15 protein-coding genes are annotated in these 16,367 nt (G+C 41.8%); 1 reads left to right on the plus strand and 14 read right to left on the minus strand.

Translation table 11 applies throughout. From position 1 onward, the window contains the following. Nucleotides 1-171: 171 nt before the first annotated feature. Together IPF86_00115 and IPF86_00120 are read right to left on the minus strand one after the other, a co-directional pair. Complete coding sequence (locus tag IPF86_00115) at nucleotides 172-1,179, minus strand: phosphotransferase (protein QQR50315.1); 1,008 nt, start codon at nucleotides 1,177-1,179, stop codon at nucleotides 172-174. Between the two features lie 78 nt (nucleotides 1,180-1,257). Next, nucleotides 1,258-1,551: a M48 family metallopeptidase gene (locus IPF86_00120; GenBank protein ID QQR50316.1), complete on the minus strand. Its 294-nt coding sequence runs from the start codon at nucleotides 1,549-1,551 to the stop codon at nucleotides 1,258-1,260. Nucleotides 1,552-2,009: 458 nt separating this feature from the next. Here IPF86_00120 and IPF86_00125 point away from each other — a divergent pair, with 458 nt between their 5' ends. Further along, nucleotides 2,010-2,648 carry a hypothetical protein gene (locus tag IPF86_00125; protein ID QQR50317.1) on the plus strand — a complete coding sequence of 213 codons (639 nt, stop codon included), beginning with the start codon at nucleotides 2,010-2,012 and terminating at the stop codon, nucleotides 2,646-2,648. A 300-nt stretch (nucleotides 2,649-2,948) separates the two neighbouring features. Here the strand turns inward: IPF86_00125 and IPF86_00130 are convergent, their stop codons facing one another. The 12 genes from IPF86_00130 to dnaG form a co-directional block, all read right to left on the minus strand. Beyond that, entirely contained in the window at nucleotides 2,949-3,671 is a 723-nt protein-coding gene (locus IPF86_00130; GenBank protein ID QQR50318.1) for a M48 family metallopeptidase, read from the minus strand. Next, nucleotides 3,655-6,843 (minus strand): type I restriction endonuclease subunit R, encoded by a 3,189-nt coding sequence (locus IPF86_00135; protein ID QQR50319.1) that lies wholly within the window; start codon nucleotides 6,841-6,843, stop codon nucleotides 3,655-3,657. The genes IPF86_00130 and IPF86_00135 overlap by 17 nt, the downstream gene beginning before the upstream one ends. 6 nt (nucleotides 6,844-6,849) lie before the next feature. Further along, nucleotides 6,850-8,076: a restriction endonuclease subunit S gene (locus IPF86_00140; protein QQR50320.1), complete on the minus strand. Its 1,227-nt coding sequence runs from the start codon at nucleotides 8,074-8,076 to the stop codon at nucleotides 6,850-6,852. Beyond that, nucleotides 8,066-8,914, minus strand: a complete 849-nt coding sequence (locus IPF86_00145) for a hypothetical protein (protein QQR50321.1) — start codon at nucleotides 8,912-8,914, stop codon at nucleotides 8,066-8,068. The genes IPF86_00140 and IPF86_00145 overlap by 11 nt, the downstream gene beginning before the upstream one ends. Nucleotide 8,915: 1 nt before the next feature. After that, the gene (locus tag IPF86_00150) at nucleotides 8,916-10,430 is read right to left on the minus strand and encodes a type I restriction-modification system subunit M (protein QQR50322.1); all 1,515 of its coding nucleotides are present in this window, start codon (nucleotides 10,428-10,430) and stop codon (nucleotides 8,916-8,918) included. A 2-nt stretch (nucleotides 10,431-10,432) separates the two neighbouring features. Further along, nucleotides 10,433-11,011, minus strand: coding sequence for a restriction endonuclease subunit S (locus tag IPF86_00155; protein QQR50323.1), 579 nt, complete (start codon nucleotides 11,009-11,011; stop codon nucleotides 10,433-10,435). 177 nt (nucleotides 11,012-11,188) lie between these two features. Then, nucleotides 11,189-11,926 carry a DUF2892 domain-containing protein gene (locus IPF86_00160; GenBank protein ID QQR50324.1) on the minus strand — a complete coding sequence of 246 codons (738 nt, stop codon included), beginning with the start codon at nucleotides 11,924-11,926 and terminating at the stop codon, nucleotides 11,189-11,191. 171 nt (nucleotides 11,927-12,097) lie between these two features. Next, nucleotides 12,098-12,454: a DUF2200 domain-containing protein gene (locus IPF86_00165; GenBank protein QQR50325.1), complete on the minus strand. Its 357-nt coding sequence runs from the start codon at nucleotides 12,452-12,454 to the stop codon at nucleotides 12,098-12,100. A 19-nt stretch (nucleotides 12,455-12,473) separates the two neighbouring features. After that, nucleotides 12,474-12,887, minus strand: a complete 414-nt coding sequence (locus tag IPF86_00170) for a hypothetical protein (protein QQR50326.1) — start codon at nucleotides 12,885-12,887, stop codon at nucleotides 12,474-12,476. Between the two features lie 4 nt (nucleotides 12,888-12,891). Beyond that, on the minus strand, nucleotides 12,892-13,221 hold the full coding sequence (locus IPF86_00175) for a hypothetical protein (GenBank protein ID QQR50327.1): 330 nt from the start codon (nucleotides 13,219-13,221) through the stop codon (nucleotides 12,892-12,894). Between the two features lie 139 nt (nucleotides 13,222-13,360). Continuing rightward, entirely contained in the window at nucleotides 13,361-14,458 is a 1,098-nt protein-coding gene (locus tag IPF86_00180; GenBank protein ID QQR50690.1) for a sigma-70 family RNA polymerase sigma factor, read from the minus strand. Nucleotides 14,459-14,619: 161 nt separating this feature from the next. Continuing rightward, nucleotides 14,620-16,341: a DNA primase gene (gene dnaG / locus IPF86_00185; GenBank protein QQR50328.1), complete on the minus strand. Its 1,722-nt coding sequence runs from the start codon at nucleotides 16,339-16,341 to the stop codon at nucleotides 14,620-14,622. Nucleotides 16,342-16,367: the final 26 nt, after the last annotated feature.

Genomic DNA, 16,367 nt, shown 5'->3' on the forward strand with positions numbered 1-16,367 from the left:
AAGGGGCACTATATCCTGCGGAGCATCCTTGTGCCAAAACAGTACAATAGGCGCAACTGCAACACCCCCGCGACAATGTAATTTTTTTTCATATTGGTTTGATGAATGGTGACTGACTCCATTTCCTTTTTTGGGGAGATATTATAAAACGGCGTGGATTGTTCTCTTAAATTAAACTAGCAAATATTTTGTTTGCTCAAGATATTTTTGTATACCTTCAATTTTCTCTAATCCTTTAGTTTTGTGCATATAAGGAAGTTTGACAGTTATATTTAAAACCAAAAAAGCATGAAATAATTTTTTGTCATATTCTTCATCTCCAAAATACCCATCAACAAATTGCTCACCAGTTTTCCCTATTCCTCCTTTCGAAATTTTATGAAAGAGACTTCTTGTTATATCCATAAATGGGTGGTGAAAACATGGCCACGGATCAAATACTGTAAACGGTTCTGTGGCAAAAACATTTCCTCCTCCAAAATCATTATGGCAATAAACACTTTCTTTACTGTCTCCAATATTGGAAATTAAAATGTTAAAAACATCTTCTATTGAACCATGGATATCATCATCCAAAAGTTTATGTTCTTTAACGTATTCAATTTGTGTTTGCATATTAGAATCACCTTTCAACCATTCAGCAATACTAAAATATTCAGGTTCACTTTTTTTATTAACAATATTACTGTATCCCTCCGTTTTTGCTTCGTGCATTTTTCGAAGCAACTTACCCAAATCGTGATATACATTTTTTTCTAGCATTTCTTCTTTTGTATAGGAACTACTAATAGTTTCAGAATCAATATATTCCATTAAGATATATGGTTGCTCACCAATCTCACCTTCTTCTAAAACATGCGGAACTTTTACGCCTACATTTTCCCAAGTAGTCAAAAATACCCCTTCAAGTCTAGAATTTAAAGTACTTAATGGGATTTTTAAGATAAGTTTTTGCTCTAGTGTTTCAATAATACTTACAAGAGAAGAGATACCAGCATGTATAAAAGTAACATCAACCTTTTTGCCAGAAAATAAAGGATGTTGAGCTATAAAATCTTTCATTAGAGGAACAAGCTTTTTTCTTCGCTCATTAAACTTTTGATCCACCTCATGTTCAGAAAGTTTTGGTTCGTTAGTAAAAGTAATTTTTTGAGATGTTTCCATAGCTATTTTATTCATAAATCTATTTTATCATTTTTTACTAAATTTCCTTATTGCAGTGTTTTGCAAAATGCTTGTATAAAAATTGTATACTCATTAATGGTATTTCCAAGCTGTTTGTTTCAATTCCTTTCGGATAGCACTATGGTTGGGCACAAGTTCGGCCACTAAATTCCAAAAATTTGCAGAATGATTGAATTCCTTTATGTGGCACAATTCGTGCACTATTATATAGTCGGCAATATGGGGCGGTAAAAATAAAATTTTGTAATTAAAATTTAAATTCCCCTGCTTGGAGCAGCTACCCCAGCGGGATTTGGTATTTCGAATGGACACCCTTCCCACCTTATAACCATAGTGAGTATTGAGCTCGCCAATCTTCTTATGCACCAACCCCCGAGCATCTTCTTTGTATTTTTTATAATCCCACCGAGTATACTTTTTCTTTCCTAAGAAATTTAAAATTCCGTTTAATGATATTAAAGAATTTTAACACAGCACGTTGTCACATAACTATTCCTTATTGCAGTGTTTTGCAAAATGCTAGTATGTCTAGGAAGGTAAGACCTTCCTAGACAGGTTTCGGCACCTCCCCAATTTGTAAAACTTCAGGTGGGCCATATTTTTTACAAAGTATTGCTTTCATAAATTTATTTTAGCATTTTTAATAACAAAGCATTCTCACGTGTGTGCGCAATCTCGATCGCAAAGGAGAATAGGAATGAGCGCGGGGCTCCCTATTGTTTTTTATTAAATATATGTTATATTGTTGGTTGAATTAGGTCAACGGGCTATACCTAGTTTAATCAAAGACAAATAGCTCTTTCACAATTTAATACCACTGTAAAATGTCAAAAAAAGACACTGGTTTAATGCTCTCTACAGTAAAGGGACCATTAGCAAATCTCCTTGATAATCTATCAGGAGCAAACGCCGGCTACTGGCTTAAAGTAGTTAAAAAAATCTTGAGAGGTGAAAATCCTTTCGCAGAGAGAGAAGCAGAGTTATCTGCTCAACGAACGCTTGTACTATCTTTTATTGTTGAAGTTGATGGGACAAAACCCTACGGCTATGGTTTCGTAAGAAATCACAATTTCAATGAGGATAATTTTCCTATCAAGGATAAAACTAAGCGAACCGTAGTCATTGATGTGTTCCATTTCGGCACCCAATCAGCTGAGATTGATTTTGGACATCATCCTGTTACAACTAATTGGATGATTGGAAAAATGGAGAGGTATGGTTGTCGTCCCGCTAACACCGAAGAACTCGTGAGTTTAGCGAAATGCCACCCTGAAATCTTGAAAGATTTAAAAATCACAACACTCGATTTCAATTCAGCATGGCTTTATAATGGCCGCGGAGGAGATTACGAAATCCCTGTACTAACACAGACAGAACATGGTCAAAATTTTATTGATTTGATTATGTACTTTAATGGTGTATGGGGAAAAGAACTTAGCTTTGCTGGTGTACGAATTCAGTGACAGTGAGAAACTAATTATTTTTTTAAAACTATTTTCCTTCAAAAAGAAAGTAGTTTTTTTATTTCACCTTCATTAGTGAAGCAAAAAGATATGTTGTTTCAATTGATATGCAAGAACAGTCCTTGCATATCAGACAAGAGTTCCATCAAGGGGCATCATATCCTGCGGAGCATCCTTGTGCCAAAACAGTACAATACCTGGAACTGCAACAACCCCCGCGACAATGTAATTTTTTTCATATTGGTTTGACAAGCGGTGACTAACCCTATTTCCATTTCTTGCACCATTTCTTACATTAATTTAACTAGTCTGAACCCCGACAGTTTCCAGCTTATCCTTCACTTTCTCCCATTTCGGAAACTTCTTCTTCAAGAACTTATAAAAAAGTTTATTGTGACTTCTGTACTTCATATGGCACAACTCATGGACGATAACGTAGTCGATACATTCGCGTGAAGTATGAATGAGTTTTGGATTCAAAATGACCGTGTCGTTGTCGAGGAAGCTACCCCAACGCTTCTTCATCTCTCTAATAACAAGTGGTGGCATCTTCTTGTAATCAAACTTTGCTTGCATCAACTCGAATCGCTCATGGAAGACTCGGCCAACTTTTTCTTCGTACCACTTGTCCAAAAGTTTCTTGGTGTGTCGTCCATCCTGCACGCCTTTGCTTGTATAGACCATAAGCAATCCCTTGGTCATAGACACCTTGTCTTCACTCGAACGCTTCACCATGAGCTTGTACTGCTTGCCGAGATAGAGAAATCCTTCGCCTGAGACGTATTCCTTCTGGTACACGCGTCGCTGATACTTCTTGAAGAAGCTCAGTTGTTTCTCAAGCCAAAACCACTTCTTTTTTAAGAAGGTTTCTACTCGCTCATCTTCTGCGCCATGCGGAGCTTTAAGGGTTATTCCGAGGTCTGGTTTTACTGTGAGACTGAGAGTCAGTCTATCTTGCATGACGAGGTCGTAGTGGTAGACAAATGAGCCAAATACAAATTCTTTTTTAGCTGAAGATTTCATAATTGTTTTCTGCAAGTGAAAGGACACTCGAAATGACGAGCTTCATGTCGTCATCCGACAGGTCGATATTCTTCTCCTTCTTCACTACATCGTAGAGATAGTCATCGATAGTGTTCATGATGCGACGCTTCACGTCGATATTCTTGTACCAATCGACAATTGCTTCCTGCTTCACGATACCGAAGATATCCAAGACAATGGAGATAAACACTTCCTCTGGCATGTTGAACTTCTTGAAGCAATCCCTGAGGTTGCGGTAGAAGACATCAGAACCTTTCTCGGCAACGATGGTGCTAGGCAAACTATCGTCCTTCTTGTTAACCACATCGTCTTCAATCAACTTCAACTGCTTGAGTGCGGCGACATCAGCTATCTTGCCGTCTCGCATCTCCTGCAAGATTTGAGAGATTTTCTTAGAGAATCGTTCGTAGAATTCGGGGTCAGACTCCATCCGTTCAGTGATGGTCTTTTGGGTCTGTGCCGCGATTGCTTCGGCTTTGGATTTATCAGAGCCGAGGTTCTCAATAGCTTCCTCAAACTGCTTGCGGTCAGTGATGTTGATTTGTGTCGTCAAAAGCTCAACGCCTCGCGCATCAACATACTTATCGAGAATATTCACGAGAGATTGTTTGTACTCGGAGAGGTCAACGCGGTCTGCATACTTCAAACTCGCAGTCTTACGAAGCTCCATGAACTTCTTGAGCTCACGCGTGTACATATCGAGATGAGGAAAAACATGGACGAAATCTTGCAGGACAAAACACTCGTTCAAGTTCTTAATGAACGAATTGAGTGCTTTGTAGAACATCTCCCGTTTTGGAGCATCATCAAGAAGCTGAAGAAATGCTTCATCGTCGGATGACCCCTTAATCTCCTTGAAGATGTCGTGTACCAAGCTGTAGCTCTCCTCAAGTTCCTGCACCTTCTCAGCAACATCAATAAGCGTTCCTTTAACATCGTTCTCGTCGTAGTTACCGAAGAGCTTCATCGCAGTATCGATGTTCTTGGCATTCTCTGAATAGTCGATAATATAGCCCGCGGTCTTTGGGAGCTTCTTGTTTTCGTGTAAGCGATTCACACGAGCGATTGCCTGGAGCAGGTTATGGTCCCTCAAGTCCTTTGCGAGATAGAGTACGGTATTGCGTGGAGCATCGAACCCAGTGAGCAGTTTGTCGACAACGATAATGATTTCAATGCCATCATCGTTGTACTTGAAACTATCGATAGCATCCTTCTCATACTTCCCAACATTACTGTGATTCTCACGGACGGTATCGAGATACTTCACCACTTCCTTCTTGTGTGTGTCTTGCTCGTCTCCGTCATCGTGTTCATCAGAGATAACGACAGCCGTGCGGACGTTTGCACGAGTCTGGAAGAACTTCTGGAAGAGTACTGCTGAATACTTAGACGGAGCAACAATCTGCGCCTTGAGTCCAGTGTTCTGGAAGTGGTGCATGAAGTGCTTCTCTATATCGTAGGCAATCTCAACAATACGTTGAGGATTGTCTTTGATTATCTTGGAGCCAACATACTTCTGGAGTTCCTTCTTCTGTTTGTCGTTGAGGTCTTCGGTAACGCGAGCAACGTGTCGGTCGATTTGTTCTTCGTTCTGAATCAAATCAACATAGCGACCTTCATAGATAAGAGGAAGGATGATTTTGTCAGCCAATGCGTCATCGATGGTGTACTTGTCGATATAGCCACCGAACTTTCTCCAGCTCTCTTTCTCTCCCTTCATGAGTGGCGTACCCGTAAAGCCGATGTAGCACGCACTCGGAATGATTCGATTCATTTCTACGTTTGCGATACCACTCTGGCTTCGGTGTGCTTCGTCGATAAGAACGAAGATGTTTTGGTCTTCATCAACAAATCCTGCCTTTTTCTTGGCAGCTGATTCAAATTTGTGAACCAGTGTCGTAACGACAGCGAGGTTTTTATCCCTGATGAGGTCGAGCAGGTTTTGACCACTCGTTGCCTGTATCACTTCTTTTTTGAGATTACAGTTCTTGAACGTATCTTTGATTTGTTTATCCAAGTCCTTACGGTCGGTCACGATAATGACGCGTGGATTGTTTATGTGAGGGTTCTCAATCAGAGCTTTCACAAACATCACCATGGTGAGTGACTTACCAGACCCTTGTGTGTGCCACACCAAACCACCTCGGCGACGAGTGATACCTGAAGGGCTTGTCTCTGTCTCAGCAACACGCTCAAGCATCTTGTGAATTGCAAAGTACTGTTGGTAGCGAGAGAGTTTCTTTACTCCAGCATCAAAGAGAATGTAGTTCTTAGTGAGGTCGAGAAGTCGAGCGGGCTCAAAGAGTGCCGCGATGCCACGGTCTTGTTCAGTTGGGAGACGATTCATTTTCTGCACGTGACCTTCGGTGTATCCGTTTAGGTCAGTGAGAATCTGGGCGTATACAGTCGGGTCTACTTTTGTAGCAATCAGTGCTTTTGCTTTAGCATTTTCGTCTGCTTCAGGCGTACTTTTCTCTTTCCAGACTGCATAGAATTTATTTGGTGTGCCAATAGTGCCGTACTGAAGCTCTTTGCCGTTTGTACCAACAAGAAGTTGGGTGTAGGTAAAGAATTTAGGACAAAACTCTGGACCCTGATTGCGGTTCATCTGGTTAATAGCTTCTAGCGTTGCTACTCCTGACTTCTTGTTCTCAATGACCGCGATAGGGATACCGTTTACGAAACAGACGATATCGGGACGAATGGTTTGCTTTCCAGTCACGACGAATTCTGCCGTCACATGGAAGGCGTTATTCTCTGGATTTTGGAAATCTATAAAACGGAAGTTTTTAGAAACTGTCTTTCCTCCAACGCTTACCTTGATAGTCTTACCACCGCTTGTTGGCATGATGGTGTTGTAGATTTTCTGTGCGGTATCAATAAGACCTTCGTACTGAATATGTTCGAGCTCATCTATAGCGTCGCGTACGTCCTTCTCGCCGAATTTGTACTCAGTGCCAGCGACTTCGTAGCTGTTGATTTCCATGAGCTTCTCATTGGCAATATCAGTGAGAATGAAACTACTCGTGTCACCACCGCGCTGACGTAGTGCCTCTTCAGTAGAGATGTATTTGTACCCCATAGCCAAAAGGAGCTCCAATGCTGGGAGTTGGGACTGTCGTGCTTCATCAAAGTGTACTTTTTCTAGCATGGTGTTTTAGTTATGGGTTGATAATTTTTCTGGTGTCCGAATCGTTCCTGTAATGAGATTGTTCAAAAGATACCGTTTTTGTTCTTGGAGAACTTTTAGCTTACGCTTAAGAACTTGAATTTCTTCGTCCGCAGTAGTAAGTATGTTTGCAATTGCATCTTGTTCGATTTTTGGAGGAAAAACAGCCTTAAAACCTTCAAAGACTTTAGCCGACAAATGTTTAACCGTTGTAGAACTAGTTTCTTGTTCGATTATTTTTAAAGGAACTTGAATCTTATAGAAGAGATAGTCTTTATTTGCATTCTTAAATGCCACCAACTTTCCCACTCGTTGGTTTAAGAGAGCCTTGCCTTTAGACCATTTACAAGTCATGAAATCACCGTCCATCCCGATCAAAATATCCCCGTCCTGTACAGTGTAAGAATCTGGAATATCCGTCCCGGAATAGTACAAAATCTGACCATCTCCCTTTAAATCTCTATTTCTTACCACACGAACACCTCTCTCTTCAGAAAAATATTTAGACGGAAAAGGAAATCCGCTCCAAAATTTACATGCATCACCAAACGACTTGGATTCCCATTTGTCTTTAAACTCTGGTAAACGAGTTTTGCCCGTAAGTAATTCCTGCATCAAACCTTTTTTAATATGCTTTTTGTTTTCAATCTTCTGGGCAAGTTTTCCAATAGCTTTGTCCCAAGTCTCAAGTACTAAAACAATTCTTTTCTGCTCAGAAACGGGCGGGAGTTTTATGTTTACATGATTGAGTAAGGTGCCACTGGTTAGAGCACGGGTTGTGTATGAACTTTTCTCCATTATCTCTTTACGGGCTGATTGAGTACGAAAACAGTATTGAGCATATTCAGGAACTAGCACTTTACTTTTAGGACGAGCCCGTAGAACGAAGCCACTAAAAACAGTGTCTCGAAAGTCATCTAGTGCAACAGCAGAAAATCCGATTTCATCCAATGTTTCTGAGGTTCTAGTAAAAAAAACATCGCCTCTCTTTACATTGAATCTACCTAACTCAGATTTATTAACCTCAACTCTCCCTAATACATTATCTTTGTAGAGTCCACCGCCTTTATTAACGTCCATGTAATTGATTATCGGGGTGCCGTGTCCAAAAAACTCTTTTTCTTTGTTGAGTCCGTTTTTGAAATCAAAAAGACCTACGAGCTTCATAGCTCGCCATCCTTTCGGGATATTCTCTTGTATAGGTTTATTTTTCATCTAGCTTTTTAATGGCTCCGAGTTGTTGTGAAATGGATTGCAATTGCTTCTTCACCTCAGCGTCCTTATCTTTTTTCTTCTTTTCATCTATCTTTTGATCCAGGATTAGCTCAATTGAGAGCTTAAGTGGCAAGAAATACTGCCGACACTCATCTTCAGAGAGTTCGTGCACGCCCCTACTTAGAATTCCGTATATTGCTTTCATTTCAACAAGCTGGCTTGGAAGATGTTCTTTAAGAAGAACGATTTTATCCTCCATCCTCGTAGTCTTAAATACATCAGCCGCAACCTTTAGATCTTTAGCTCCACTAAATGTTTCTTGGATAAGATTCTCAAAGATTCGACGCAAATAAACAAATGAGCCCGCCCCTGCACCGTGAGCTGCAAGACCAATAGCTTTTTTAAGATTCTTCAAATCCTCTTCAGGAAGAACCTTGTCATACTTTTTACCCAATTCAGCAAATTGCAGGTCAGCCAAAGATGGGAATTGGCCAACTTTCATGACTTGCTTGGTCATTTCATTCTTATATACAAAGAAACATAGAGTATCGTTGTCCTTTCTCTTGCACTTAAGAGTCACGACAGCAAAGCCGCTAACCTTTTCAGGTGTGTACTGATTTACATACTCTGTGTCTAGCTTTTTTATCCACGAAAAACCCACACTGTAGGTAGTGTCGGTGTGATTTTTTGCTGAGTAGGCATCTACGTCTTCAGAAAATAGCTCCAACGGTTTCTCAAGATCAGAGTATTCAAATAATTCGTATATTGGGGTTTCAAAGTAAAAATCATGCTTAGTTAATTTCGCCTTTTCTAATTCTGTGTTCGCTTGTTCGGTCATATTAGTTGATTCCTAGTTCCTTTAAATATCCGACCATTTGTTTTTCAAGCTTCTGAAGCTCAGGCTCAAGGGAGGCGAGCTCCTTGAGGTTTGCCTTAATATCTACAGGCGCCTCTTCCTCGAAGGTATCGACATAGCGAGTGATGTTGAGATTGAATTCGTTTTCTTCTATCTCACTGACGCTGACCTTGCGAGAAAACTTCTCAATATCCTTCCTCTTCTTGTAGGTATCAAAAATCTTCACAATATTTTCCTCGGTCAGCGTGTTCTGTGCTTTGCCTTGCTTGAACTCCTTTGAGGCTTCGATAAATAGGACATCTTTCTTCTTTTCATTCGCACCACCTTTCTCGCGTGAACGGTCAATGACCAACACAGCAACTGGAATACCAGTAGTCTGGAAGAGTCCTGCTGGAAGTCCGATGACGGTATCGATAATATTTTCATTCAAGAGTTGCTCGCGAATCTTTCCTTCAGCACCACCTCGGAAGAGAACACCGTGAGGGACGATGACCGCGACGCGTCCAGTTTTTGGCTTTGCGGTTTCAACCATATGAGTGATGAATGCAAAGTCGCCTTTATCTTTTGGCGGTACACCACGCCAGAAGCGATTGTATTTATCTGACTCGGCATGTTCAGCACCCCACTTCTTGAGGGAGAAGGGTGGGTTCGCGACCACTACGTCGAAGTGCATGAGGCTGTCGTTCTCCACCAAGAGCGGATTGTTGAGCGTGTCGCCCCATTCGATACGAGCAGAGTCTTTGCCGTGGAGGAACATGTTCATACGAGCGAGCTGGTATGTAGAGCCAGTAGATTCCTGACCGTAGAGCGCATAGTTCTTTGAACCTTGCTTCTCAACTTCCTCACCAGCCAAGAGAAGTAGACCTCCCGAACCGCAGGCAGGGTCTGAAATTCTGTCACCCTCTTTTGGTTCGGCAAGCATTGCGACGAGATGTGCGACTGAACGTGTGGTGAAAAATTCTCCCGCTTTTTTGCCAGCATCCGCACCAAAACGCTCAATCATGTACATGTAGGAATTACCGATTATGTCATCGTCTACATCAGAGAGGTCAATCTTTGCAAAGTCCTGAATCAAATTACGGAGCATCTTGTTGCGCTGTTCAAGTTTGCCAAGGATTGATTCGGAGTTGAAATCGACACTGAACACGCCATCAAGTTTTTCCTTGTTAGCATCTTCAATGCGGTGAAGTGCTTTGTTTATTTCTTCACCAATATTATCCTCCTCAATCTTGCTGTAGAGATAATCAAAGGACGACTTCGGGGGTAGGTAGAAGCGGTCGAGCTTCATTTTTTCTTCGATACGCTTTTCGTCGCTTCCGAAACGCTCCTTGTATTCGTCGTGACGCTTTTTGTTGAGGTCACTTATATATTTCAAGAAAAGCATCGTCAACGCATAGTCTTTGTAGACACCACCGTCCACGCTACTACGTGAAGAATCAGCCGCCGACCAGAGCGTCTTGTTGAGGTCTTCCTGTGTGTATTTTTTGTGAGTAGTCATGGTTATTTGATGGTTAAGCTTTTAAATGTTGCGTTGATAATGTTTTGTTTGATTTCCTTTTCTCTATCAATAATTTTTTGCTGTTCGCGAATGTTTATAAAAAGATTTATGAGTGCCTCCTGCTTTCGCAGGGGAGGTATCGGGATGTCTATTTTTTCTAACTCTTTACGAGGCAGTGCTCCGATGTATGAACCTGAAATAATCTGAGTGAGAGACTCCTGACCCTCTTTAGAATTTAAATAGTGTGAAAGATATTCTGGAAGTACTTCTTTCGAGGTGACACGGATGACATGGACGGAGGAAGAAGGAATGACGTTCGATTCATCGGCAATATATGTGGTTGACCTGAATGCGCCTGACTTCATGCCACGAGCGACGAGAAGGACATCGTTCTTTTGGAGGTGACCGGAATACCCAGGGGTATCGTGAGATATTCTGGTGAGGGTTTTCGTATTATCAAACGGTACTCCTTGGACGAGGTCTTTTGCCTGAAATACAAAGAGGTCGCCAGTGTTGTCTGGCTTGATGGCACCTCGGAAGGTGTACCCTGCAATTACCTCTGATACTTCATGCAATTTCATATACATGAGTATAACTTACTGCATTGAAATGTAAAGTCAAGTACTTAAGGCCGTTAAAAAACTATTTATGCCCTTCTGATCCCACCGGACACGTATTCTTCCCCATCGCGCCATAAAACCCACACCCTTCGACTCCGCTCCTTCGACTCTGCTCAGGACAAGTCAGGGCAAGCCAGCTTAAATATCGCATGTATTTTTCCCCATTAATTGATTAAAAGCACACCATGAAAAAATACTTTCAAATATCGCGAAGCCGGAGAAGAAGATGAGGATTGGGCTCCAAGAGGTGGTGATGGCCCAGAGGAGTAAGGCTACGCCTAGGGTCGCGCGAAGCAAGCGACCCGATTTGCCGACGTTTCGTCCTGAGCCTGTCGAAGGATGTTTTTTGAACTTCTTCATTAAGAATTTTAAGATGAAGCCGGTAATGAACGCGAGAATATACATGATGACGATGAGCCCCCAGCCAAACGGAGATTTGATAAAGCTTATCGGGGATTCTTCGAAAAAGTCTCGCTTAAGCTCGGGAATGGTCGTAAGTGCACTGATCCCCTCTTTACCATCAAATGCTTCTATCTCACCTATAGCGAGAGAGTACTTGCTGTCGTTGTTGCTACTCCACACGCGGATCTCGTAGATACCAGCATCAGCGCGGGCTCTGAACTGCGGCCCCATCCAGTACGTGTCGGCACCAAAGGGCTCGTAAAACTTTTTCCATTCGAAATTTGTACTATCGAGAAGTGCAATTTCTTTCTCGCCATTTAGCACCACCGCAGACACATCTTTCTTCTGCCCAGCGATATCGGGCACAAGTACATTTACATACAAATCAAAAGCTTCCTTGGAATCGATAATATAGACATCTGGCTCACCCGTAAGCTCGCCATAATACGCCTTGGAGATTTCTGGATCTGGCACCGTCGTAAATCGGCTCTCGGTGATGCGTGGTTGGTGGGCGGAGGCGAAAGAGGGCGCAAATACGAACAATGCGAGGAGTGTAAGAGGTATTATTTTAGTTAATTTAGAAAGCATAATAATGACATTTTAGCATTTTTTGATTGTGGCGCAGAAGTCCGAGTCTTTAATAGTTCATTCAGACTTCCGTAAAATTTTCTCCATTGGTCTTCCTTTTGCCAATTCATCAACCATTTTATCCAAATAGCGGATTTCACGCATGACTTTATCCTTGATATCTTCTATCCGAACTCCACAAATCACACCCCTAATCAAAGCTCTTTTTGGATTAGGTTTGGGAGCCTTAGTAAAAAAAGTCTTGAGGTCTGTCTCTTTGGCTAGCTGCTTTTGAAATTGCACCTTCGTGTATCCTGTCAGCCACCTAATAAGCTCATCGACTTCAGTCTTCGTGCGGCCTTTCTTCTCTGCTTTCGTAATGTAGCATGGATATACTTTCGCGAAGCTCATAGCATATAGTCTTTCTGTTTTCATAGGATACTATTATTTCCAATTAAAATGTTAGTTTTTTTATTTGATCTTTTATTTGATCTCGAACATTTCTTGTAAATACCAAATCTTTACCTTTTGGATCAGGAATACTCCAGCGAGTTAATTTAGATGAGTTTATGAGATACTCAGGCAATTCTTCAGTATCTTCCATAATTGCCACCACTATATCTGCACTATTGACCATTTCTTCTGTCATTTGTTTACGAATAGCAGGTGCCACGTCTAAACCTTCCTCACTCATGACATCAAGCACTTCTTGAATATTTGGAAGCAGTTCACCTATTGGTTGTTCTGGACCACTTAATTTGGTACCAGCAGATACGACAGTGTGTTGATCACCAAATTGCTTGCGAAAAAGTGCTTCTGCAATTTGGCTTCTTCCTACGTTTCCTTTACAGAGAAATAAAATGTTCATGAAATTATTCCATTACTTCAATCGGATACACATCAGTCGCTGGCTCTTCATATGGGTGCACTCTTTTTATAGTTTGCAAAATATCTTTCAATTTACTTCCCTCACACACTGTTTCAATACGTATTTCTTCGACTTCTTCTAGTTTCCCTATTTCACCGATAGTAGGATTAGCACCTTCTGTTGGCTTAAACCTTCCAATGCCTTTTATGCTAAACGTACAATGGGAATAGTTCCCTATTATGCCCGCACCTGCATCGCCAATCGCATTACGCAATTCTTCGGCATTTGCTTCGGGTACGTACACTACAATTTTATAGACTTTTTTAGGATTCAAAATAAATGTATATTAATCAAAATAATTCTTCAAACGCATGACCCTAGTAGGAAAACTCAATGTCGAATGCACAATTCGTTTCCTACGGGGCGAGACAACATTTAAATAAAGTTTCTCCTTACCTATCGACACGATGACTTTAATCGAAGTAATTTTTTAACCTCATGATCTTTTCGTTCTGACGGAGTTTGTCATGGACTTTAGCTTCGATCTGACGAATACGCTCACGAGTAACGCCGAATTCTGAGCCAACTTCTTCGAGCGTGTGCTGTACACCATCGATGAGACCGAAACGCATTTCGAGAATCTTCTTCTCTTTGGGTGAGAGTTCGCTCAAGACTTCTTGGATCTTGTCAGTGAGTATTCTTCGTGAAGACTCTTGGTCAGGCCTGAGGATTTTGTCATCAGGAATAAATTCACCACGAGTTGACTTCTCATCATCATCCCCGATTGGTTGCTCGAGTGAGATGGTGTCTTGGTTAATGTTTTCGATCACGTGGACTTTCTCGACATCAATGCCCATTTCAGTTGCGATCTCTTCGGCAAGTGGCTCACGGCCCAAGTCTTGGGAGAGGCGGCGGACGACTTGTTTGTATTTAGAAATAGTCTCAACCATGTGCACAGGAATACGAATCGTGCGAGATTGGTCGGCGAGCGCACGAGTGATTGATTGGCGGATCCACCATGTTGCATAGGTTGAAAATTTATACCCTTTGGTCCAGTCAAATTTCTCGACAGCCTTAAAGAGGCCCAAGTTGCCTTCTTGGATAAGATCAAGGAGGGTGAGGTCGGAACTACGACCAACGTATTTCTTGGCAATAGAGACAACGAGACGAAGGTTCGCGCGAGCAAGCAAGTTCTTGGCTTCGAGATCACCCGCTTCGATGCGACGCGCGAGCTCTTTCTCTTCTTCGGCTTTGATGAGCGGGTACTGACCGATTTCTTTTAAATATATTTGGATTGAGTCGTAGGTAGAGTCCTTGCCGTATTTATACTCGTTTTTATCTTTGACAATAGCATCAAGATCAAGCAAGTTACCACCCTCGAGCACATCGATTCCGGCTGCACCGAATTTCTCATAGAGATCATCAAGGAAAAGAATGTTCGTTTCAATATCTGGGAAAATTTTAAGTATCTCATCATAGGTGATAAAGCCACGCTTCTTGCCCTTTTCCACCATCGTCGTTGCTTTCTGTTCCAGAAGTTCAGCCTTGGTCAATTTCTTGCCAGAATGCATGACTGCTTTGGGTTCAGATTTCTTAGCTTGGACTTTAGTTTTAGCTTTAATAGGCACTTTCTTTACCACTACCTTTTTAGCCTTTGGTTTTGCGACAACCTTTTTCTTTGCCTTCACTACTTTTTTCTTTTTTGCTATTTTTTTACTCATGCGTTTATAAATTATACTTGTTTACTTTTAATATCATGGATCTTTTTTGAAATCTGCTGGCATTCGCCGAGGAGCTCGAGGCTCCGTACCGTATCTTTATCACGTTCTGCTTTCTTAAGTTCGATAAGTAATTCTTGGAATCGCTTCTCCAGAAAATGTTTTTCAAATTGCAGCAAGAGTTCATTGGTTTCGGTTTCTAAACTCTCTTTGCCAGCCGTGAGAATTTCTGCCTGCAATGTGATATCATCTCTCACCTTCTCTTCGAGTTTGGCAATCTCTAGTTCGATAGCGCTTCCCGTAATACGTTCCCACTCAGTTTCGTATTGTATACGTGCTATTCTACTATCATTTCGCAAATGTCCAAGCAAATAGTAGCCAAGTAATTGCTCATAGAGCCGCTCAGCATTCGACTTGATAGCGATCGGCGTCTCGACATCTACTACCTCAGGGACAGCTGGCTTTTGTAATTTAGAAACTTCTTCATCTATGTATTTCGGTGCTATGTGCGCCAGATCAGCAATTTTTGAAATGTAGTGACCTTGCACGATGCGCGACTGTAAAAGCGCAACGTACGGTAATATTTGCTTCTGGATAGCGAGCATGCGTTTCTCTGCATCCATGTCCGTTCTAAAAAGAATATCTAAGTAAAAATCAATCACATGTTTACCGGCACCGGCAAGTTTCTCCCAGGCATCCGTACCATGTTCTAAAATATAGTCTGCTGGATCTTGCCCTTGTGGCAGGGACAAGAGAGACACTTCCATACCTTCAGCAAGCGCGAGTTTAACACTCCTGCCACCTGCTTCGATACCTGCACTATCACCATCAAAGCAAAAGATGACATTGTTGGTAAATCGCTTGATGAGTGCTAGATGCTCTTTGGTAAGCGCTGTGCCTGATACAGCCACACTATGCTTCGTACCTGCTTGTTGTGCCATGATGAGATCCATTTGACCTTCGACCATAATGACGGCGTTTTCTTTGAGTATTGCTTGCTTGGCTAGATGATAGCCATAGAGAATATGACTTTTGCTATAGAGTGCAGTTTCAGGACTGTTGACGTATTTGGCACTATCAGCAGGTACTGCGACTCCAGGATTTGCAAAAATTCTTCCCGTGAATGCAACTACTTTGCCGCGACTATCCATAATCGGAAACATAATCCGATCTCGAAAGCGATCAAAGTAATCACGCTTGCCACGAATAACGAGGCCTGCTTTGACCAACTCTTCATCACTATAATTTTTTGTTTTCAGATGTTCATAGAGCGCACTCCACGATGATGGTGAAAATCCGATACGAAATTCTTTGATGGTTTTCTCGGTCAGTCCTCTTGTTTGTAAGTATTTCTTTGCATGAGGATTGTTTGCCAGCAGGCCTTCATAAAATGAAGTCGCATCTTCCATGGCATCATGTAACCTCACACGCTCCCCGTCTTCTTTGGTGTACGTTTTCGTGAGTGTAATGCCTGCACGTTCAGCGAGAAGCTTGAGCGCAGCCACGAAATCTATACCCTCGATTTCTTGGACAAAGCTAAATATATCCCCGCCTCTGCCGCAGCCGAAACAGTGATAACTATTACGAGACGGGGAAACGAAGAACGAAGCAGACTTTTCATTATGGAATGGACAACGCGCCTTGAAATAGATTCCAGCTTTTTCAAGTCGAATGTAGGATGCGACAACATCATGGATCGGAAGGCGCTCTTTGATTTGTTCTGCCGGTGATTGCATAGATGGCAGGGACACAAGTGTTTAAT

Source organism: Candidatus Nomurabacteria bacterium (assembly GCA_016699085.1).
In the GTDB taxonomy this organism is placed as follows: domain Bacteria; phylum Patescibacteriota; class Minisyncoccia; order Phycocordibacterales; family UBA9973; genus CAZLWF01.